The organism is Mesorhizobium sp. P2_B11 (genome assembly GCF_056404855.1).
Genome location: NZ_JBFUDF010000001.1, coordinates 104528 through 125727 on the forward strand (window position 1 = coordinate 104528; position 21200 = coordinate 125727).

Here is a 21200-nt window from a genome sequence, read left to right on the forward strand (position 1 = left end):
ATGAGCGCCCCCGACGACCATCCCGGAATGGAGATCGACCTTCTGAAAGGGTCGAGCCGCACGCTGCTGAACCGCGTGCTGCTGGCGCAGGAAACCTGGATCGCCATCGCCATACTGGTGCTCGGCCTCGTCGTCTCGATGATCGCACCTAAGTTCGCCACGCCCGGCAACCTGCTCAACATTTTCCAGAACGCCTGCTTCATCGGCATCATGGCCATCGGCATGACGCCGGTCATCATCAGCGGCGGCATCGATATCTCGGTCGGTTCGATCCTGGGCATGTGCGGCGTGACGCTGGGCATCGTGCTCAACGCCGACATGCCGCTGGTGGTCGGCATCTTGGCGACGCTGGCGATGGGCGTGCTGTGCGGCGCCGTCAACGGAACGATCATCGCCTACGTCAAGCTGCCGCCTTTCATCGTCACGCTCGCGACGCTGTCGATCGGCCGCAGCCTGGCGCTGGTGCTGACCAACAACCAGGTGTTCTACGAATTCGGCCGGGCAAGCGATGCGATCGTCGCGCTCGGCGGCGGCTACACGCTCGGCCTTCCCAACGTGGTCTACGCGCTGGTCATCGGCGTGATCGTCCTGCATTTCCTGCTGACCATGTCGCGCTGGGGCCGCTATCTCTTCGCCATCGGCGGCAACGAGCCGGCGGCGCGGCTGTCGGGCATTCCCGTCGATCTGATCAAGATCTCGGCCTATGCGTTCAGCGGCTTCATGGTGGCGGTGACCGCCATCTTCCTCGTCGGCTGGCTGGGCGCGGTCACCAACTCCATCGGCACCGGCTACGAGCTGCAGGTCATTGCGTCGACCGTCATCGGCGGCGCTTCGCTGACCGGCGGCTTCGGCTCGGCGCTCGGCGCCGGCATCGGCGCCATTCTCGTCGAAACCATTCGCAACGCGCTGCTTCTGGCAGGCGTCAACCCGTTCTGGCAGGGCACGTTTGTGGGGTGCTTCATCCTTGCAGCCGTCCTCCTGGAAAGAATCCGCTCTGTGCGACGCTAGAACGTGATCTCGAGAGATCATGCTCCAACGAAGAATGAGGGCGGACACGTCACGGCGAACCCAAATGGAGGAAACAATGTCGCTGTCGAAAACGCTTACAACCACGCTCTCTCTCGCCTGTCTCGCCATCGGTATGACGGCGGTCCAAGCCAATGCCGAAGAGCGCGAATTCGCGCTTGTCTTCAAGGTCCTCAACAACGCCTTCAGCCCGCCGATCCAGGCTGGTTGCGAAGCCGCCGCCAAGAAGCTCGGCGACGTCAAATGCACCTATATCGGGCCGACGGAATATGACGAGGCCAAGGAAGTGCAGCTGGCGCAGGACATGGTCACGCGCGGCGTCGCGGGGCTCGGCATTTCGGCCGGCAATCCGAAAGCCATGGCCCGCATCATGAAGATGGCCAAGGAAAAGGGTATCCCGGTCGTCACTTATGATACCGACGTCCTGCCGGAAGATGCCGGCCTGCGCTCGACCTATATCGGCACCGACAATTATGAGTTCGGCGTGGCGCTGGCGCAGAAGGTGCTCGCCCACAAGAAGGACGGCACCGTCTGCATCCAGTCCGGCGCGCCGGCTTCGGAAAACCTCAAGGCGCGCGTGCAAGGCATCCGCGACACGCTGGCCGGCGTCACCAAGGACAAGGGCGTCGAGACGCTGACCGGCCAGAATGGCTGGACCGAGCCGGCGGGCTGCCCGGTCTACAACAATGACGACATCACGCTTGCCGCCCAGCAGGTGCGCGACGTCATGACCAACAATCCCGAACTCAGCGCCTTCGTTGCGGTTGGCGGTTGGGCGCAATACGCGCCGGAAGCCTACAAGCAGGCGATGACGCCGCTGAAGGCACGTCTCGACAGCAAGGGTCTGGTCGTCGTCTTCGGCGACAATTTCGGTCCGCAGCTGCCGCTGCTCGCTACCGGCCTCAGCCACTACAACATCGGCCAGCGCCCCTATGACATGGGCTTCGAGACCATCATGGCGCTGGACAAGCTGAGCAAGGGCGGCACGGTCGAACCGTTCATCAAAACCGGCACCGAAGTCTGCACGCCTGAGGACGCTCTCACCACCTGCGGCAAGGTCGCCAACTGATCCGGCCTCCCAAGCCCGTCCCTCGGCCGTATCGGCCGGGGGACATCTCTTCGAAGGCGGGTTTTGGCATGGCCCGCTTCGCGATCAGAGATCGCTTTCAACTCGCCAGCAGGCGATCCGATGACCGTCGCCGGCCTGCCTAATGGGCGGTTGCGCCTTTCGGCAATCAGGAAGGGCGACTGGACAGCGGCTGGCGAAAGCGCATCCGGAGGTCTCGGACGCCTGTCCCGCGAGATCGAGCTGAGCCGGAGCCTTCGGCACCGTCTCATCCGAGGACGCGGCCAGCAGCAATTTCGTATAGGGATGGTTTGGCCCGCGAAAAATCTGCTCGGAGGAACCGGTCTCGACCAGGCGGCCGCGATAGAGCACACCGATCCTGTCGGCCATGTAGCGCACCACCCGGAGGTCGTGGCTGATGAACAGATAGGTCGTGTCCTTGTCGCGCTGCAGGTCGTTGAGCAGGTTAAGCACGGTCGCCTGCACGGACACGTCGAGCGCCGAGGTCGGCTCGTCCAGCACGACGAGCTTCGGCACGCCGGCGAAGGCGCGCGCAATCGCCGCTCGTTGCCGCTGGCCGCCGGACAGCGACCGCGGCTTCTGGTCGACGGTGGTGGCGGCAAGACGCACCGAAGCCAGCAGGTCGCCGACGCGCTGCCTCACCTCACCACGGCCAAGGCCGGCCAGCCGCCGCAGCGGACGACCAAGAATCCTGCCAATCCGCTGGCGCGGGTTGAGCGTGCGGTCGGGTGACTGGAAAACCATCTGCACGTCGCGCCGCTCGCTCAAGCTTCGTTTCTCGACGCGCGGTGCGACCGTGCGGCCGAACAGCTCGACCGATCCGGTGTCAGGCACCTGCAGGCCGGTGACGATCCTGGCCAGTGTCGACTTACCGGAGCCGGATTCGCCGATCAGGCCGAACGTCTCGCCCTGGCCGATCTGCAGGTCGATATCGTGCAGCACGGCTTGCGCGTCGAAGGCATGGCTGATGCCTTTGCAGGCGACGGCGATCGGGCGCGGGGCTTCCGGTTGATCGCTGATGACGGGCAGGTGAGTCGACGGGCCGGGTCCGTGCGTCTCGGCCAGCCTGCCGTCGCGCTTGGTGAAATTGAGCGCCGGGATCGAGGCGATCAGCGCCTTGGTGTAGGCGTGGGCCGGGTTCTCGAAGACATCGTTGGCGATGCCGCTTTCGACCACCGACCCTGACTGCATGACGGCCACCCGGTCGCAGGCGCGGCGCACCATGTTGATGTCGTGGCTGATCAGCAGGACGCTGGTTTTGTGGTCGCGCCGCAAATCTTGCAGGATGGCGATGATTTCGGACTGGACGCTGGCGTCGAGCGCCGTCGTCGGTTCGTCCAGCACCAGCAGCGATGGGTCGAGCGCAATGGCAATGGCGATGTTGGCGCGCTGCTGCATGCCGCCGGAGAGCTCGTGCGGGTAGAGATCGAGCACCCGCTCGGGATTGCTCACCCTGACGCGGGCGAGCAGTTCGGCGGCGCGCCCGCGCGCCTCGTCCTGCCGAACCGGGCGATGCCGCATGATCGTCTCGGTGATCTGCCGGCCGATGGTCATGGCCGGATTGAGTGCCGCGCCCGGATGCTGGTAGACGGCCGCGATGCGGTCGCCCCTTAGCCGGCGCAACTGCTCGCCTGAGAGATCGCGGATCTCGCGGCCCTGGAATTCGAGCGCTGACGCCGCAACCTTAGCGTTGCGCGGCAGATAGCGCAGAATCGCGAGCGCCACCGAGCTCTTTCCCGATCCGGACTCGCCGACCAGGCCGAGCGCTTCGCCTTCGCCGATGCTGAGCGATACGCCGTTGACGGCAGGATGCGCTGCCCGGCGGCCCTCATAGGCGACGGTGAGCTGCTCGACGTTCAGAACCGATGACGACATCACACTTGAAACCACTTTCTTCCGGCGCGGCCTTGAAGGGCAATCGCTTCCGCTTGCGCAACATATAATCTCTATAAAATTACTCGAATAAGGCTCGAGCGCAATCTACCTTTCATCGCTCTGGAGAGATTGTCGCAGCCGCTCGAGGCATCGCGACGGTCCGCTGGAGCAGTTCTGGAAGGAGACCGGCATGGCACGCGACCACATGATCCTCAGCGCCTTTTTCTTCAATCCGCAGGGCGATCACCGCATGTCGTGGCGTCATCCGCGCGCGCCGGGCCGCGAGGTGCTGGACTTCGAATTCTACAGGGATCTCGTACAGGCCGCCGAGCGCGCCAGGATCGATACGATCTTCGTCGCCGACCATGTCGCGATCTGGGATTCGGTGCAAAGCGGCGTCGCGCACTATGCCAATGCACGGCTCGAGCCGCTGACGCTGCTGTCGGCGCTTGCCGGCGCCACCAAGCACATCGGCCTGATCACCACGGCGTCGAGCTCCTACAGCGAGCCTTACAATGTCGCCCGCATGTTCGCCTCGCTCGATCACATCAGCAAGGGCAGGGCGTCTTGGAACGTCGTGACCTCGGCCATGGACGAAGAGGCCCGCAATTTCGGCCGCGACGGCAATATCGAGCATGCATTCCGCTATGAACGCGCCACCGAATTCCTCGATATCGTCAAGGCGCTGTGGGACAGCTGGGAAGACGAAGCGCTGCTGATCGACAAGGCGTCAGGCTATTTCGCCGACCCCGACAAGGTTCATCCGATCGACCACAAGGGCAAGCATTTCAAGGTGCGCGGCCCGCTCAACGTCTCGCGTCCGCCGCAGGGCCACCCGCTGATCGTCCAGGCCGGCTCGTCCGAGGACGGCAAGAATTTCGCCACCGCCCACGCCGACGCGCACTTCGCCATCTACAGCACGAGGGAAGACGGCCTCAAATATCGCCAGGACATCAACGAGCGCCTCGCCCGCTATGGCCGCAAGCCCGAGAGCTTCAAGATCCTGCCGGGCATCCTGCCCATCGTCGCAGCTTCAGAAGCGGAAGGCCGCGAGCGGCAGGAGTATCTGCAGAGCTTGCTGCCCGATCGCGTCGGCATCGATCTGCTTTCGAGCTGGAGTGGCGTCGATCTCTCGGTCTTCCCGCCGGACGGCCCGCTGCCGCCGCTGCCGGACGAGAGCACCTTCAATGGCGGCCGCACCTCGCTCAACCGGGTCAAGGAATGGTCCAAGCAGAACCTCACTTTGCGCGAGATCGCCCGCAAGCTTGCCAACAGCGGTTCGGTGCCGACCGTCGTCGGCACGCCGACACAGATCGCCGACCAGCTGCAGGACTGGTTCGAGGCCGGAGCCGCCGACGGTTTCAACCTGATGTTCCCGCTGCTGCCGGAAGATTGGGTGAATTTTGCCGAGCAGGTCGTACCCGAGCTGCAGCACCGCGGCGTATTCCCCACCGAATACGCACCTGGAACGCTGCGCGACCGCTTTGGCCTGGCGCGGCCGGCCAACCGCTTTGCCGAACAGCGCGACAATGCGCGCGCCGTATCCTGACCTGGAGCAACGATCATGACAGCAGCGCCCAAACTCCAGCCCCGCGAAGCCACCGCTCCGCAGCTCATCAACGTCCTGCACAGCCCCAAGCGCATCCGGGTCAAATTCGCCGGCCGCACCATCGCCGACAGCCGCAACGTGCTGGTGCTGCGCTCCAACCATTTCCTGCCGATCTATTTCTTCCCGGCCTCGTCGGTGGATCGCTCGTTGCTGAAACCGTCCGAGCACCGCCAGCCGCATCCCGTCGGCGGCGAAACCACCTATTGGGACCTGGACACGGGAGAGAAGGCGTCTCCCAACGCCGCATGGTCTTTCGTCTCCCCGCCGGATGAAAACCTGTCGCCGCTGGCTGGCCGCATCGCCTTCACCTGGAAGGCGGTCGACCAATGGTTCGAGGAAGAAGAAGAGGTCTTCGTCCACGCGCGCGACCCATACGCGCGCATCGATGTGCTGCAGAGCTCTAGCCATGTCCAGATCTGGTTCGACGGCGAGCTGATCGCCGACAGCCATCGTCCGGTGCTGCTGTTCGAGACGCATCTGCCGACGCGCTTCTACCTGCATCCCGACGATGTCAGGCTCGACCCGCTGGTCGCCTCGGACACAACGACGCGCTGTCCCTACAAGGGCATTGCCTCCTACTGGTCCGGCCGGCGTGCCGACGGCTCGGTGAGCCCGGATATCGCCTGGAGCTATCGCGATCCGATTGCCGAAATGCCCAAGATCAAGGGCCTCATCGCCTTCTACCCGCAAGCCGTCGACCGCATCCATCTCGACGGCGAACCCGTCGCCTAAAGCAATTCAACAGTCATTTCAGACAGGGGTTTCAAAATGACCAAACGCAACGATATCGACACACTTCGCAATCTGTCCGGCGACATCTGGAATGTCGCCGTCGACGAACATCAGGCCGGCTTCCTCAAGCGCCGCGATCTCCTGAAATATGCCGCCCTGATCGGCCTTACCGGCTTTGCCGCCTCGCAAGGACTGGTTGGTTTTGGCTCGGCGCGCGCTGCCGGCGCCGGCGGCACGGTCCGCGTTGGCCTGGGCCAGCCGACCAAGGCCATCGATCCCGTCTCGATCACCGATCCGGCCAGCATCGGTGTGATCAGCCAGGTCGGCGAGTATCTCATCCTTGACGATCCCAAGGACGGCCTGCAGCCGAAGCTCGCTCTGTCCTGGGAGGCCGACGAGACCGCCAGCCGCTGGACCTTCAAGCTGCGGACCGGCGTGAAGTTCCATGATGGCCGCGCGGTCACCGCCAAGGACGTGGTGGCGAGCTTCGAGCGGCTCGTCGATCCGGCCAGCGGTTCGTCGGCTTTGTCGGCTTACAAAGGCATTCTGTCCAAGGGCGGCGCCAAGGTTGTCGACGATGAAACCATCGCCTTCGATCTCGACGGGCCCAACAGCAACTTCCCCTTCTATGTCTCCTCCGACGTCTACAACGCCGTCATCCTGCCGGCCGACTATGCCGGCGACTTCGAGAAGACTTTCAACGGTACCGGCCCGTTCAAGCTTGAATCCTTCCGCCCCAAGCAGGGCGCAAGCTTCGTGCGCAACCCCGACTATTGGGGCGACAAGGCGCTGCCTGACCGCGTCGAGATCAAGTTCTTCGACGACGAGCAGGCGCAGGTGCTGGCGCTGCAGGCCGGCCAGCTCGACGTCATCCCCAGCACGACCCGCCTGGAATTGGCGATCGAAGGCAATCCCAACTTCAAGCTCCTCAGCGTGCAGGCAAGCTCGCATGACGAGGTGCATCTGCGCACCGACCAGGCGCCGTTCACCGACAAGCGCATTCGCCGCGCACTGGCGCTTACCATCGACCGCGAGGCGGTGGTCAAGGGTCTGCTGAAGGGCCGCGCCATTGTCGGCAACGACACACCGTTCGCGCCGATCTTCCCGTCGGCCGATCCGTCGGTGCCGCAGCGCAAGCAGGACATCGCCGAGGCCAAGCGCCTGCTTGGCGAAGCCGGCGTGCCGAACGGCTTCCCGGTGACGCTGACCACCGAACGTGCCTATGACATTCCCGACTATGCGGTGCTGATCCAGAACTTTGCCAAGAAGGCCGGCATCGACATCAAGCTCAACGTCCTGCCGCAGGACGCCTATTACGGTTCGGCGAAGTTCGGCTCTTCGCCATGGCTCGATTCCAATCTCGGCATCACCGATTTCGGCCATCGCGGCACGCCCGACATCTTCCTCAACGCCACGCTGAAGAGCTCGGGCGCCTGGAACGCGGCGCATTTCAACAGCCCGGCCTATGACGGTTTGCTGCTGGAATACGGCAAGGCCCGCGACCTGCAGGCGCAGCGCCTGGCGGCCGGCAAGATCCAGACCCTGCTGCTCGACGAGACGCCGCTGATCATCAGCTATTTCTCGCAATACAGCCGCATCGTCTCGTCGAAGGTCGAGGGCGTCCGCTTCACGGCGATCTCGCATCTGCTGCTCGATCGCGTCACCTTCGCCCAGGCATGATCGTGAAAAGCCCAACCATGCGGGGAGCCACAACGCGATGCTGACCGGCCGCACTTTGTCGGTGCGGGCAGCCACGCTTCTGCTCACGCTGTGGCTGGTCAGCATGCTGGTGTTCTTCGCCGGGCAGGTTCTGCCCGGTGATGTCGGCCGCCTTATGCTCGGCCCGTTCGCCGATGCGGAGGCGGTCGCCGCGCTGAACAAGCAACTCGGGGCCGACCAGCCGGTGCTCGTGCAATATTGGCACTGGTTCAGCAGCGCTCTGACGGGCAATTTCGGCACCTCGCTGTCGTTGCGCCTGCCGGTGGCGCCCTTCGTCCTGGAAAGCCTCAAGCGCTCGGCAGCCCTTGCCGGTGTCATCCTCGTCTTTCTGCTGCCGCTCGGCATCGGCGCCGGCATTATTGCCGGGCTCAACCAGGGGCGCTTTATCGACCGGCTGATCGTGCTCGCCGGCGTGTCCTTCGGCATCGTGCCGGACTTCGTCTCCGGCCTGCTGCTGCTTATCGTCTTCGGCCTGTGGCTGAACTGGTTCCCGATCACCGGGGCTGCGCCCGACGGCGCCGGCCTCTGGGTCAGCGGCTATTATCTGATCCTGCCGGCGTTGCCGCTGGTGCTGAACCTCGCCGGCTACATCGCCCGCATGACGCGGGCCGGCGTGATCGAGGCGCTGGCCGCCGACTATACGCGCACCGCCGTGCTGAAAGGCCTCGAGCGGCGCGAAATCCTTATCCGGCATGTGTTGCGCAATGCGCTGACGCCGACCATCGCGGTTCTGGCGACCCAGACCGGCTACATGCTTGGCGGGCTGGTGGTGATCGAAGCGCTGTTCGGCATACAGGGTCTCGGCAATCTTGTGCTGAACGCCGCCAAGTCGCGCGATTTCCCGATGCTCGAAGCCGGCGTGCTGGTGATGGCGACGATCTTCGTCCTGTCAGCCGCTGCCGGCGATCTCGTCAACGCCTTGCTCGATCCGCGGCAGCGCCGCCGTGTGTCGCCATGATGGAACTGATGGAGTTTCCCGTGCCGCGACGGGGCGCGCTGGGCTGGCGGGCCGCGAGCCGGCTCCGCGAGACGGTTTCGCAATTGCCGCTCTCGGTCATCGTCGGCTCGCTGATCCTGCTGTTCTGGATAGGCTGCGCGGTATTTGGCCACCTGTTTGTGCCTTACGACCCCTATGCCGAGGATTTTCTCGTCATGCTGACGCCACCCGACGCAGCGCACTGGTTCGGCACCGACCAGCTTGGCCGCGATGTGCTGTCTCGCATCATCGTCGGCTCGCGCGACATCCTGCTGGTCGCGCCGGCAGCAACCTTGCTCGGCGTCGCCGCCGGCAGTGTGCTTGGGCTCGTGCTCGGCTATTTCGACGGGCTGGTCGATGCCATCGGCGCGAGACTCCTCGACACGCTGATGGCCTTTCCCTTCATCGTCCTTGTCACCATGACGCTGGTCGCGCTCGGGCCGTCGAACCTCACCGTCATCCTGGTGATCGGCATCGCCTATGCGCCGCTGGTGGCAAGAACGGTGCGTGCCGCCGTGCGCGAGCAGCGCGAACGCGACTATGTCAGTGCTGCCCGGCTCGGCGGCGAGAGTTCGCTCGCCATCATGTTTTTGGAGATCCTGCCCAATGTCCGCGAGACCATCCTCATCGAACTGGTCACCCGCCTCGGCTACGCCTTTTTCTCGATCGCGACGCTGAGCTTCCTCGGCCTCGGCATCCAGCCGCCCTCCGCCGATTGGGGGCTGGCCGTCGCGGACGGCTACGGGTTCCTGACCGGCGGCAAATGGTGGGTGGTGATCTTCAACTCGGCGGCCATCGTCTCTCTGGTCATGGCCACCAATCTGATCGCGCAAGGCATGGGCGCTTTCGAAAACAGCGATCGGTGAAGAGCGGGACGCGCAGCAAAGCTGACGCGCAATCCTGGACCGTGGGCTAAAATCGTCCCTTGTGATTCGGCCCCGATTGGGCCTCAAGACAAGGAACGGCATGAGCAAGGCTCTCTCCACATTCGCATTGGTTGCATTGTTCACCGCATTGCTGATGGCGCTCAGCCTGGCGGTCGCCAGGCACGGCTATCCCTATGGCGCGATTGGCGTGAGGCGGCTCGACGGCATTGCCGATGCCGGTTCGTTCCTGCCGCTCGCCGCCGTCTATTTCTTCAGCGCCATGCTGATGATGTTCCTGCCGATCCGCGCCGCCGGCATCGTCCTCACCCATGCAGCGGACGCGCTGTTCTGGGCGGTGATCGCGCTGTTCGCCACGATTGTCGGCTGCCTCGTTGCCCGCTGGGCCTTCGGCCAGAGCAGCGTGCTGTGGGCGCTGGTCAACTGGCGCTTCCTGTTTGCCGCGGCCATCGTCGGCTGCCATTTCACCATGAACGAGCTGCGCCGCAACATCCTGCTCAGAAGCCTGGTCTTCGTCATCTTCGCCGCGGCGACGCTGGCCTGCCTGTTCTGGACTTTTCCGGGCTGACAAAAGGCCCGCGTCATTTCGTCGGTCAGAGCAATTCCAGGAAAAGTGTGTGCGGTTTTCCGTCCGGAATTGCGTAAAACAAAGAGCTGGAGCGGTTCGCCGTTTCCGAGAAACGGTGAACGCTCTAGCAGCGCGGCTTTCACAGCGGCGCGCCATCGGCTATCCAGTCGCCAGCGTCACTTCGCCCCTCACAGGGTCGTCATTTGTCTGATAAATGGTTCGGACATACGGCACCCGCCAGCGAAACAATTACAAGGAAACCGCGACATGACCCTGTTCCGCAAGAATCTGATCGATGGCGAGTGGGTCGGCGAAGCCGGCTCGCGCAACATCAACCCGTCCGATACCGGCGATGTCGTCGGCGAATACGCCTCGGCCGGAGCCGAACAGGCAAAGCAGGCCATTGCTGCGGCCAAGGCCGCTTTCCCGGCCTGGTCGCGCTCGGCGCCGCTTGCGCGTCACAGCGTGCTGAAGAAGGCGTCCGACGAGATCATGGCGCGCAAGGACGAGATTGGCCGTTCGCTGTCGCGCGAAGAGGGCAAGACTCTGGCAGAGGGCATTGGCGAGACCATCCGCGCCGCCCAGATCTTCGATTTCTTCGCCGGCGAGACGCTGCGCCTGTCGGGCGAACTGGTTCCCAGCGTGCGTCCCGGCGTCGGCGTCGAAATCACCCGCGAGGCCGTCGGCGTGGTCGGCATCATCACGCCGTGGAATTTCCCCATCGCCATTCCCACCTGGAAGATCGCCCCGGCGCTCGCCCACGGCAACACCATCGTCTTCAAGCCGGCCGAACTCGTGCCGGAGAGCGCCTGGACAATCGTCGACATCCTGCACCGCGCCGGTCTGCCGAAAGGCGTGCTCAACCTGGTGATGGGCAAGGGCTCGGTAGTCGGTCAGGCCATGCTCGACAGCCCCGACCTCAACGCCATCACCTTCACCGGCTCGGTCGGTACCGGCAAACGCGTCGCCGCGGCAAGTGTCGAACACATGCGCAAGTTCCAGCTCGAAATGGGCGGCAAGAACCCGCTCGTCGTGCTGGATGACGCCGACCTCGCCATCGCTGTCGATTGCGCCATCAACGGCGCCTATTTCTCGACCGGCCAGCGCTGCACGGCCTCGTCGCGTTTGGTGGTGACCGAAGGCATTCATGACCGCTTCGTCTCAGCACTCAAGGAGCGCCTGGAGAAACTCGTCATTGGCGATGCTCTCGACGCCAAGACCCAGATCGGCCCGGTCGTCGATGCGAGCCAGCTGAAGCAGGACGAGGACTACATCGCCATTGGCAATCAGGAAGGCGCCAACCTTGCCTTCGGCGGCGAGCGACTCGACCGCGGAACGCCGGGCTATTACCTCCGGCCGGCGCTGTTCACCGAGAGCACCAACGCCATGCGCATTTCGCGCGAGGAAATCTTTGGGCCGGTCGCCAACGTCATCCGCGTCAAGGATTATGACGAGGCGCTGGCGGTGGCCAACGACACGCCTTTCGGCCTGACCTCCGGAATCTGCACCTCGAGCCTCAAACACGCCACGCATTTCCGGCGCAATTCCGAGGCCGGCATGGTGATGGTCAATCTGCCGACCGCAGGCGTCGATTTCCATGTCCCGTTCGGCGGCCGCAAGGGCTCGAGCTACGGCCCGCGCGAACAGGGCCGCTATGCCGCGGAGTTCTACACCACGGTGAAGACGGCCTACACATTTGCCGGCTAATCGGTGGGTGTGCCGGTGACTTCGGCCAACGAGGACCTGACCTGGCTCAACCCGCCGCCGCACCATGTGTTCGGCGACGGTACGGTGCATGTGCGCACCGGCAAGGAAACTGATTTCTGGCGCGAGACCTTTTATGGTTTCTGGCGAGACAATGGTCATTTCCTCTACCGGCCGGTCGAGGGGGACTTCAGCGCCGAGGTCACCGTCAAGGGCGACTACAAGGTGCTCTACGACCAGGCCGGGCTGATGCTGCGCCTGAGCGAAACGCACTGGATCAAGGCCGGCATCGAATACACCGACGGGCTGGCCTACTTTTCCGTCGTCGTCACCAACGACACCTCCGACTGGTCGCTGGTCAGCATCCCCAACGACCCCAATGGCGTGCGCATCCGGCTGACCCGCCACGCCGAGGCCATCCGCATCCAGTATCTGGATGCGACCGATGGCCATTGGAAGCCAGTGCGGCTGGCCTACTTCCCGATCTCGAAGTCGGTCGATGTCGGCATGATGTGCTGCTCGCCGCAGCGCGAAGGGTTCGAAGTCACCTTTTCCGACTTTACCGTCGGCCCGCCGATTTCCCGGCAATTGCACGACTGACGACGATTTCGATCTGGCCCGCCTCGGTCGATGTCGATCGATCAGCGAAGCTGTTCGGCGTTGAACACCTTCTGGACGATTTGCCAGCGGCCGTTGAGGAAGAGACACGACAAAAGGTCGGTCACCTCACGCGGCGGGATTCGCAGGCTGAGTTTGAGGAGCGCCATGTCGCGCACCAGGTTGATCGACAGTATCTGGTCCTTGCGCTCGACACCGGTTTCTCGCGGCGACTTCAGCGTGCGAACGATGTCCAGCCAGGCGGCAACAGGGGTAACGACGACAGTGTCGTTTTCGCCCTTTCGCGTCACAAAGGCCGCCTCGTGCAGGATGGAAGCGAATTTGTCGGCGTCCATGTCGTGGGCCGCGTCGAAATAGGTTTGAGCCAGGGCGGCCAGCCCCTCGGCTCCCGGCGATTGGATGTCTGACGTGGTCATGATGGCTTCCCTTCAGGTCTGGCAATGCGCTTGCTATAAGGGTTTCCCCGGCCGCGTTTAACTGGCGCGCCCTTATCAGCCTTGTTAGCTGAACTACGCAATCACGGGTGACCATGGACCCTGTCCTTCCGTCTGCTGGCGACTTCAACCAGCTTCGCGCCTTTGTGGCCGTGGCTGGCTCGCTCAATTTCAGCCGCGCCGCGGAGAAGCTCGGTGTGTCGTCTTCGGCGCTGAGCCAGATGGTCCGCGGGCTCGAGGAGCGCGTCGGCGTCAGCCTGTTCAATCGCACGACCCGAAGCGTCTCTCTGACCGAGGCCGGCGCCAGACTTTTCGAGCGCGTCAAGCCCGCCGTCGATCAGCTCGGCGAGGCGTTGGGCGAAACAAGCGAACGGCGAGCCCATCCCGCCGGGACAGTACGGATGCACTGCTTTCACAGTGCCGCCAGCCTTTATTTGACGCCCATATTGCGGGCGTTCAGCGACGCCTATCCCGAGGTGGTCCTGGACGTCACGCTCGACGATACCGTGGTGAACATCGTTGCCGAGGGCTATGATGTTGCCATCCGGCTGGGTGAGGTCATCGACAAGGATCTGATCGCGGTGAAACTCGGTCCCGAGCTGCGCCAGACAGCGGTCGCCTCACCCGACTATCTCGCGCGACGCGGCACGCCGCTTCACCCGCGCGACCTGCTCGCCCACAGCTGCATCGGCTGGCGATGGCCTGGCCAGGCGACCCCGTACAAATGGGAGTTCATGGCCAACGGCAAGTGGTTCGAGGTCGCCGTGGAAGGGCCTGTCATAGCGAGCCAGAAGGATTTTGGCGTGCAGGCGGCGGTCGACGGGCTCGGCATCGCCTTCGCCAGCGAACATCTGATCGAAGCGCATATCGCCGAAGGGCGCCTCGTCCCGCTGCTTGAGGCCTGGTCGGCACCCTTCCCTGGCTACTACCTCTGTTATCCGGCACAGCGGCAGATGGCGCCGGCGCTCCGCGCCCTCATCGATACCATTCGTCGGGGCACGCGAGGCCAGTCAGAGGCGGCCAGCTCCTAACCGTCCGCCCGGTGCTGGAAGAACTGCAAGAACAGTTCCCGCTCGGTGGTGATGTCGAGCTTTTCGTAGATGCGGCGGCGGTGGTTCTTTACCGTGCCGACGGTGATGCCGAGCCGCCCGGCGATGTTGGCGGTCGGATGACCCGCCAGGATCAGTTGCACCAGTTCGCTCTCGCGCAGCGAAAGCTCCGGCCATAGGCTAGCAGGGATGGTCGGCTCTTGCCGGGGCGAAGCGCCGGGGCCGGTTGGCGCCGAGGTGCGGGAGAACTCGGCTCCGCGCGCCTTGGTGTCCAGCGCATGCAAGGCTTCGAACACCGGCAACCGCTCCTCCAGCAGAGCAATCTCGCTGTCCTTGAAGGAGGCCGTCGAACGGTCGAGGAAAATACCGAGGCACCAGTCGCCGCCATCGGCCAGCATGATGCCGACCTCGTCGCAGATTTCCGACTGCGCCAGGAAGCCGGCTATGTACTGGCCGCGCTTGGCTTCCTCGTCGGCCAGGCCCTTGAGCGGCAGGATGCCCAGCCGGCGCTTGCGTCGCCACGAGGCGTAGAAAGGGTCGAAAACGTAGTAGCTGGCGAGATAGCGCTGCACCATCTCGTCGGAGAAGCGCCGGTGCTTGATGAACTCGGGCGTCTGCGTCGCCGAATAGCGCGTTACCGTCACCAGATCATGGTCAATGTCCGCGCCGATCAGGTCGATCAGGCAGTCGACATGCCTGTCCGTACCGGTGGCGGCGATCGCCTTTGCCAGCGGCCCCCAGATAGTGCTCATGCGCATGCCCTTTTCTCGGCGATGTCAGCCGCGCGGTCATTGTGTCTTTAGGCATATGGCGCGATCCGGCACCGAGCCTCTAGCCTGCGGTCGTTCTCGAAGAGGGAAGGCGACCCGTGGACCAGATCACTACCAACCCCATCGTTATCGGCATCGACGCCGGTGGCACCATGACCGACACCATCCTTGTCGATCAGGACGGCCACTTCAAGATCGGCAAATCGGCGACCACGCCGAAGGACGAGGCCGAAGGCTTCCTTGCCTCGGCCGAAGACGCGGCCGATGCCTGGGGCATCTCGCTGGAGACGCTGTTCTCCGGCGTCAACGTCGTACTCTATTCCGGCACCGGCATGCTCAACACGCTGTTGTCACGCACCGGCCGCCGCCTTGGCCTGATCACCACCAAGGGCCTCGAGGACATGATCCTGATGGGCCGCGGCCTGCAGGCCTGGGCCGACTATTCCTATGCCGACCGCCTGCATGCGGTGACCCACCAGCATCCCGATCCGCTGGTGCCGCGCCGCCGCACTCATGGCGTCACCGAGCGCATCGACCAGTTCGGCGATATCATCCTGCCGCTCTACGAGCACGAGGTGCACATCGCCGCCAAAAAGCTCATCGCCGACAAGGTCGAGGGCATCTGCATCATGACGATCTTCTCGCACGTCAATCCGACGCATGAGAAGCGCATCGCCGAGATCTGCCGCGAGGAGGTCGCTGCCGCGGGCGCCGATATCCGCGTCTACACCAGCCACGAGGTCCGCCCGGTCATCCGCGAACAGTCGCGCCTGAACTCGGTGCTGATCGAGGCCTACGCCACCTCGCGGGGCCGCAAGCAGCTCAAGGGCATCGAGGACGTCGCCAAGAAATACGGCTTCAAATATGGCGTGCAGACGCTGCTCTCCTTCGGCGGCCTGACCTCGATCAACCATCCGCGCCTGCATGAAACCATGATCTCCGGCCCGATCGGCGGCATCCTCGGTGCGGCCTATGTCGGCAAGCTGATCGGCAACGACTCGCTGATCTGCTCGGATATGGGCGGCACCTCCTTCGACATGGGCGTCATCACCCGCGGCCAGACGCGGATCGAGAACGAGCCGTTGATGGATCGCTTCAAGCTCAACGTGCCGACGCTGCATCTCGATACGATCGGCGCCGGCGCCGGCATGATCCTCAAGGTCGACCCGCTGACCAAGAAGGTCTCGCTCGGACCGGAAAGCGCCGGCTCCGATCCCGGCCCGATCTGCTTCGCCAAAGGCGGCACCGAACCCACCATTGCCGATTGCGACGCCATCCTCGGCCGCCTCAACCCGTATTACTTCCTCGGCGGCAAGGTCGTGCTGCAGGTCGAGAAGGCGAGGGCCGCCTTCGAGGAAAAATGCTCGCGCCTGCTTGGCGTGGGTGTCGAGGAAGCCGCCGAAGGCATGATCGACATGCTGGAGGCCGACGCCAACAACGCGTTGCGCCGCGTCATCTCCGGCCAGGGCATTCATCCCTCCGAGTTCACGCTGCTCTCCTATGGCGGATCGGGTCCGCTGCATCTGGCCGGCTGCTCCAGGGGCATCGGCTTCAAGGACATCATCACCTTCCAATTCGCCGCCGCCTTCTCCGCCTTCGGCTGCACCACCGCCGATTTCATGCGCCGCCACTCCGTGTCGACGCAGCACGACATCGGCGCGCGGGCCAGCGATGACGAACTCGCCGCTTTCGGCAAGAAGGTCACCACTGTCTGGGACGATCTGACCAAGGCTGCGGTCGACGAAATGATCGAGGACGGCCACGCACGCGAGAAGATCAAGACCGTGCCGTTCCTGATGATGCGCTACACCGGCCAGCTCGAGGACGTCGAAGTGATGGCGCCGCTGTCGGCAATCAATTCCGCCGACGACATGCGCAAGGTCATCGACGAGTTCGAAGCGGTCTATGCCAAGGTCAACCATCGCGTCTCGCGCTATGGCGAAGCCGGCTTCTCGATCACCGAACTCGGCCTCATCGCCACCGCCGACAAGGTCAAGCCGGTGCTCTTGAAGCGCCCGCTCGGCAAGTCGGATCCGGCATCGGCCCACAAGGGCGTGCGTGAGGCCTACATTGGCGGACGCTGGCACAAGGCCAATCTCTACGAGATGGACCTTTTGCAGCCCGGCCACGAGGTCATCGGCCCGGCCATCATCGAACATCCGGCGACAACGCTCGTCGTTCACCCGCAAGACCGTGTCCATGTCGATGAATGGACGCTGCTGCACTACACCCACGCTTGAGAAGGGCGAACGCCATGCTGGACAAACCCGCCTCCGCCCTGCGCATCCGCGAACGGCTGATCGAATCCGAACGGCTGATGGAAGAGACCGGCTGCTATGACGGCATCACCGAGCTCCATCTGCGCAACCAGGATCCGCTGAAGTTCGAGACGCTGCACACCAAGCTGCGCGCCTATTGCGTCTCGGCACGCGAAATGGCCCGCCGCATCTCGGCTTCGCCCGGTGTGCGCGAAGTCGGCGAAATGGTCGTCGCTATCTACACGCCGGAAGGCGACGCGATCGCGCTCTCCAACGGCATCATGGTGCATGTGCACACGATGAGCCGCTTCATCAAATGGATGATCCGCAACGGCTACGAGGAAAACCCTTGCATTCGCGAGGGCGACATCTTCGCCAACAACGACGCCTTCATCGGCACCGTCCAGGTGCCCGACGTGATGGACGTCGTGCCGATCTTCCATTCCGGCAAGCTGGTCGGCTGGGCCGGCGCGGTCTGCCACGAGCTCGAGGCCGGCGGGATCACGCCCGGCGGCGACGTGGCACTGGCACAGGAGCGCTTCACCGAAGGTCTGTTCGTCTGCGCCGAAAAGGTCGGCGAGAATGATGAGATCCGCCGCGACTATGTCATCCGCTGCGAGCGCAATCTGCGCATGCCGATCTACTGGGTGCTCGACGAGAAGGCCAAGGTCGCCTCTTGCATCGACATGCGCGAAAGCGTCAAGGCGCTGATCGACGAGATCGGCCTCGACTACTGGATGCAGGTGTCGAAGGAGTTCATCGAGGAAGGCCGCCGCGCCCAGCTCGCCCGCACCCGCCAGCTCACCGTGCCCGGCATCTATCGCGGCCACACTTTTTACGGTCACGTCACCAAGGGCAAGCCCGGCTACCAGCCGCTGGGTGATCCCGATTGGCTCTACAACATTCCGATCGAGATGGAGATCACCACCGACGGCAAGATCAAGATGGACTTCGAGGGCACGCAGCCCTGGGGCTATCATTCGATGAACTGCACGCCGGCGGGCATGGATGGCGGCATGTTCGTGACGCTGACCCAGCACATGAACTTCGAAGGCCTGGTCAATGACGGCGCCTGGATGGCGACCGAGCTGAAACTGCCGCATGGCACCTGGACCAACCCGGACAATGAGATGGTGGCGACCGCCACCTCATGGGCCTTGCTGCTACCGGCCTATGGCGTCTTCCAACGGCTGTTGTCGCGCTCCTTCATCGGACGCGGCTTTGTCGAGGAAGCTTTCGTCGGCCAGGTCAACAGCCCGATGATCGAGATGGGCGGCACCAGCCAGTACGGCAAACTGTTCGGCATGGCACATTTCGAATGCGCAGCCGCAGGCTCAGGTGCACTGGCCATCAAGGACGGGCTCGACACCGCCTATGTCGGCTGGAACCCCGAATCCGACATGGGTAACATCGAGATCTGGGAACAGAACATGCCGATGCTCTATATCGGCCGCTCGATCGTTCCCAATTCCGGCGGCGCCGGCAAATATCGCGGCGGCTGCGCCTTCATCTCGACCTGGCTGGTCTCGAAGACCGACCATCTCAGGCTGGTAACCTCGGAGCATTCGTCGCGCGTCTTCGACAATGGCGGCATGTGCGGCGGCTATCCGGCGCCGACCTGCCAGAAGCATCGCGCGGTGCGCAACTCCAACATCTTCGAGCTCGCCGCAAAGGGCGCGCCGCTGGCGCATCACACCGGCACCAACCCGCATCGGTCGGACCTCGAACTCAGGTTTCAGGGCGAGCATGTGACGATGGAGGGGCCCTACATCACCGCCCCGCACAAGACCGGCGACGTCTTCACCCATTCCTACAATGGCGGCGGCGGCTATGGCGATGTGCTGGAGCGCGATCCCATCAAGACTGCCGCGGATGTCGAGAACGGCTATCTCACCAAGGAAGCCGCCGAGGGCATTTTCGGCATCATGCTGGACGAGGATGAAGAGGGCTACCCCGTCGCCAACCTCGAGGCCACCAAGCGCCACCGCGCCGAGATGCGCGCCAAACGGCTCGCCCAGGCCAAGCCGGTGTCGGAGTGGATCGCCACCGAACGCAGCCGTGTCGAAAAGGCCGACTTCGCGCCCGAGGTGAAGAAAATGTACGCCAGTGCGATCAAACTGTCGTCGCGCTTCACCAAGGATTTCAGCGATTTCTGGAACGTCGACGCCAAATCGATCTTCATGCCGGGAGCAAAGCCATGACCTCATACAGCAAGGAAGTCATTGCCGATCTGGTCGCGGGCACGCTGCCCTGGCCGCAGACGCGCCGCGTCATGAGCGCCTACAAGGACGACGACCGCTTCTTCAAGTACGTTGCAGTGCTGCAGGACCGCGTCGGCTGGAAAGATCCCATCCTGCTGCCGGTCTCGGATCATCTGTTCATCTGCCAGAGCGGCGACGAGCGCGTGACGCGCTGCGAATGCGGCCATTCCTTCGGCGACTATCGCAAGAACTGGAAGCTCAAGGCTGCGATCATCGTGCGCAACACCGAGGAGGCCCTGCGCGAAATCTACCCCAACAGCGATATCCCCGATCCGCAATGGATGGAGATCCGCGAGTTCATCTGCCCGCAATGCGGCACCATGCACGAGGTTGAGGCGGCAGCACCGGGCTATCCGATCGTCCATGATTTCGAACCGGATCTCGAAGGTTTTTATCGCGAGTGGCTGGGCAAGCCACTTTAAGGAAACTGATTTTGTGACCATGTCGCCGGCGAGGTAGCGCTCCTTGCCGGCGCCGGCCTATGAATAGCGCATCGGATTTCGGCATCGGAGACCGGCCACCCATGACAGACCTTTCCGGCCGCAGCGCGATCGTCACCGGCGGGTTTTCGGGGATGGGTTTCGCCATTGCCACGGCGCTGGCGCAAGCTGGCGCCAATGTCGCGGTCGGCTCCTACATTGCGCCCGCCGACGCCAATAGATCGGACGCTGCCTACTACCCGGGCGCCGACGAAATCGAGCGCGTGCGTTCGGCCCTTTCGGCCCACGGCACCAGGGTCCATGCCGCGCATCTCGATGTCCGCGACAGCGAGGTGACCAACCGGTTTGCAGCCGAAGCGCAAGCCGTCATCGGCCCCGCCGACATCCTGGTCAACGCCGCCGGAACCACCGCCGAGCAGCCGGTCTGCGGCCATTCCGACGCGCTGTGGGACAAGATCGTCGACACCAACCTCACCGGTGCCTTCCGCGTCACCCGCGCCGTGTTGCCGGGCATGATCGAGCGCGGCTGGGGTCGCATCGTCAACATCGGCTCGACCGCCGCCACCGTCGGCTGGAAGGACAATCCGGCCTACTGCGCCTCCAAGGCCGGCCTGCTCGGCCTCACCCGCTGCGTGGCGCTGGAGGGCGCGGCGCACGGCGTCACCTGCGTTATGATCAGCCCGACCTGGGTCGAGACCGAACTGATGCGCCGCAACGTGGCGCAGGTCGTCGAACGTGAGGGCAAGGGCCGGACGGCCGAGGAAGCCATGGCCGAGATCGCCAAGGGCAATCCGCAGCAGCGCCTGCTGCAGCCGCAGGAGATTGCGGCACTCGCCGTGTTCCTGTGTTCGGACCTCGCCAAGGGCATCACCATGGAAAACATCCAGGTCACCGGCGGAGCGCTGTGGTAGTCGCCACCCCTTGGATTTGAGGGAGCAGGCCGTATTCACGCCATTTGGCTGTTGCATGGTCGTTTTGGCCGGCGCGCCTTTGCCCGTGACAACATTTCCGGTTGAGCCGCCAGCGATAGGGCGCTAGATTATGCTGCAGTGCACAATCGGTGCCGGAAAGCCACTGTGGGCGTTTACGCCCGCTCTCTAGAGCAATTCCAGGAAAAGTGCGGAACGGTTTTCCGTCCGGAATTGCGCAAAACAAAGAGGCAGAGTGGTTCGCCGTTTCCATGAAACGGT

General features: G+C 63.8%; 18 protein-coding genes. 15 read left to right on the forward strand and 3 right to left on the reverse strand.

Annotated elements, in window-relative coordinates; all coding sequences use genetic code 11:
• Positions 1–27: 27 nt before the first annotated feature.
• Both AC1DYJ_RS00435 and AC1DYJ_RS00440 read left to right on the forward strand, forming a co-directional pair.
• Positions 28–1008 (forward strand): ABC transporter permease, encoded by a 981-nt coding sequence (locus AC1DYJ_RS00435; protein WP_477280185.1) that lies wholly within the window; start codon positions 28–30, stop codon positions 1006–1008.
• 76 nt (positions 1009–1084) lie between these two features.
• Positions 1085–2095: a sugar-binding protein gene (locus tag AC1DYJ_RS00440; protein ID WP_477278994.1), complete on the forward strand. Its 1011-nt coding sequence runs from the start codon at positions 1085–1087 to the stop codon at positions 2093–2095.
• 84 nt (positions 2096–2179) lie between these two features.
• Here AC1DYJ_RS00440 and AC1DYJ_RS00445 read toward each other — a convergent pair whose 3' ends face one another.
• Entirely contained in the window at positions 2180–3988 is a 1809-nt protein-coding gene (locus tag AC1DYJ_RS00445; RefSeq protein ID WP_477278996.1) for a dipeptide ABC transporter ATP-binding protein, read from the reverse strand.
• 190 nt (positions 3989–4178) lie between these two features.
• Between AC1DYJ_RS00445 and AC1DYJ_RS00450 the strand changes: the two genes are divergently transcribed.
• From AC1DYJ_RS00450 to AC1DYJ_RS00485, 8 genes are all read left to right on the forward strand, one after another.
• Entirely contained in the window at positions 4179–5537 is a 1359-nt protein-coding gene (locus AC1DYJ_RS00450; RefSeq protein WP_477278998.1) for an LLM class flavin-dependent oxidoreductase, read from the forward strand.
• Between the two features lie 15 nt (positions 5538–5552).
• Complete coding sequence (locus AC1DYJ_RS00455; protein WP_477279000.1) at positions 5553–6329, forward strand: DUF427 domain-containing protein; 777 nt, start codon at positions 5553–5555, stop codon at positions 6327–6329.
• Positions 6330–6365: 36 nt separating this feature from the next.
• Positions 6366–8009, forward strand: coding sequence for an ABC transporter substrate-binding protein (locus AC1DYJ_RS00460; protein ID WP_477279002.1), 1644 nt, complete (start codon positions 6366–6368; stop codon positions 8007–8009).
• A gap of 37 nt (positions 8010–8046) precedes the next feature.
• Positions 8047–9006, forward strand: coding sequence for an ABC transporter permease (locus AC1DYJ_RS00465; RefSeq protein WP_477279004.1), 960 nt, complete (start codon positions 8047–8049; stop codon positions 9004–9006).
• 20 nt (positions 9007–9026) lie between these two features.
• The gene (locus tag AC1DYJ_RS00470; RefSeq protein ID WP_477279006.1) at positions 9027–9890 is read left to right on the forward strand and encodes an ABC transporter permease; all 864 of its coding nucleotides are present in this window, start codon (positions 9027–9029) and stop codon (positions 9888–9890) included.
• A 100-nt stretch (positions 9891–9990) separates the two neighbouring features.
• Positions 9991–10476: a hypothetical protein gene (locus AC1DYJ_RS00475; RefSeq protein WP_477279008.1), complete on the forward strand. Its 486-nt coding sequence runs from the start codon at positions 9991–9993 to the stop codon at positions 10474–10476.
• Positions 10477–10743: 267 nt separating this feature from the next.
• On the forward strand, positions 10744–12183 hold the full coding sequence (locus AC1DYJ_RS00480) for an aldehyde dehydrogenase family protein (RefSeq protein ID WP_477279010.1): 1440 nt from the start codon (positions 10744–10746) through the stop codon (positions 12181–12183).
• Between the two features lie 15 nt (positions 12184–12198).
• Positions 12199–12780 carry a DUF1349 domain-containing protein gene (locus AC1DYJ_RS00485; protein WP_477279012.1) on the forward strand — a complete coding sequence of 194 codons (582 nt, stop codon included), beginning with the start codon at positions 12199–12201 and terminating at the stop codon, positions 12778–12780.
• A gap of 41 nt (positions 12781–12821) precedes the next feature.
• Here AC1DYJ_RS00485 and AC1DYJ_RS00490 read toward each other — a convergent pair whose 3' ends face one another.
• Positions 12822–13214 (reverse strand): nuclear transport factor 2 family protein, encoded by a 393-nt coding sequence (locus tag AC1DYJ_RS00490; protein ID WP_477279014.1) that lies wholly within the window; start codon positions 13212–13214, stop codon positions 12822–12824.
• Between the two features lie 113 nt (positions 13215–13327).
• Between AC1DYJ_RS00490 and AC1DYJ_RS00495 the strand changes: the two genes are divergently transcribed.
• The gene (locus AC1DYJ_RS00495) at positions 13328–14263 is read left to right on the forward strand and encodes a LysR family transcriptional regulator (protein ID WP_477279016.1); all 936 of its coding nucleotides are present in this window, start codon (positions 13328–13330) and stop codon (positions 14261–14263) included.
• Here the strand turns inward: AC1DYJ_RS00495 and AC1DYJ_RS00500 are convergent.
• The gene (locus AC1DYJ_RS00500) at positions 14260–15039 is read right to left on the reverse strand and encodes a helix-turn-helix transcriptional regulator (protein WP_477279018.1); all 780 of its coding nucleotides are present in this window, start codon (positions 15037–15039) and stop codon (positions 14260–14262) included. The two genes, AC1DYJ_RS00495 and AC1DYJ_RS00500, sit on opposite strands and share 4 nt — an antisense overlap.
• Before the next feature lie 110 nt (positions 15040–15149).
• On the opposite strand from AC1DYJ_RS00500, the gene AC1DYJ_RS00505 reads away from it, so the two are divergent.
• The 4 genes from AC1DYJ_RS00505 to AC1DYJ_RS00520 all read left to right on the forward strand — a co-directional run bounded on the left by AC1DYJ_RS00505 (position 15150) and on the right by AC1DYJ_RS00520 (position 20921).
• Positions 15150–17291, forward strand: a complete 2142-nt coding sequence (locus AC1DYJ_RS00505; RefSeq protein WP_477279020.1) for a hydantoinase/oxoprolinase family protein — start codon at positions 15150–15152, stop codon at positions 17289–17291.
• Between the two features lie 14 nt (positions 17292–17305).
• Positions 17306–19510, forward strand: a complete 2205-nt coding sequence (locus tag AC1DYJ_RS00510; RefSeq protein ID WP_477425897.1) for a hydantoinase B/oxoprolinase family protein — start codon at positions 17306–17308, stop codon at positions 19508–19510.
• Positions 19507–19992: an acetone carboxylase subunit gamma gene (locus tag AC1DYJ_RS00515; RefSeq protein WP_477279024.1), complete on the forward strand. Its 486-nt coding sequence runs from the start codon at positions 19507–19509 to the stop codon at positions 19990–19992. The genes AC1DYJ_RS00510 and AC1DYJ_RS00515 overlap by 4 nt, the downstream gene beginning before the upstream one ends.
• A 101-nt stretch (positions 19993–20093) precedes the next feature.
• Positions 20094–20921, forward strand: coding sequence for an SDR family NAD(P)-dependent oxidoreductase (locus AC1DYJ_RS00520; RefSeq protein ID WP_477279026.1), 828 nt, complete (start codon positions 20094–20096; stop codon positions 20919–20921).
• Positions 20922–21200 lie beyond the last annotated feature (279 nt).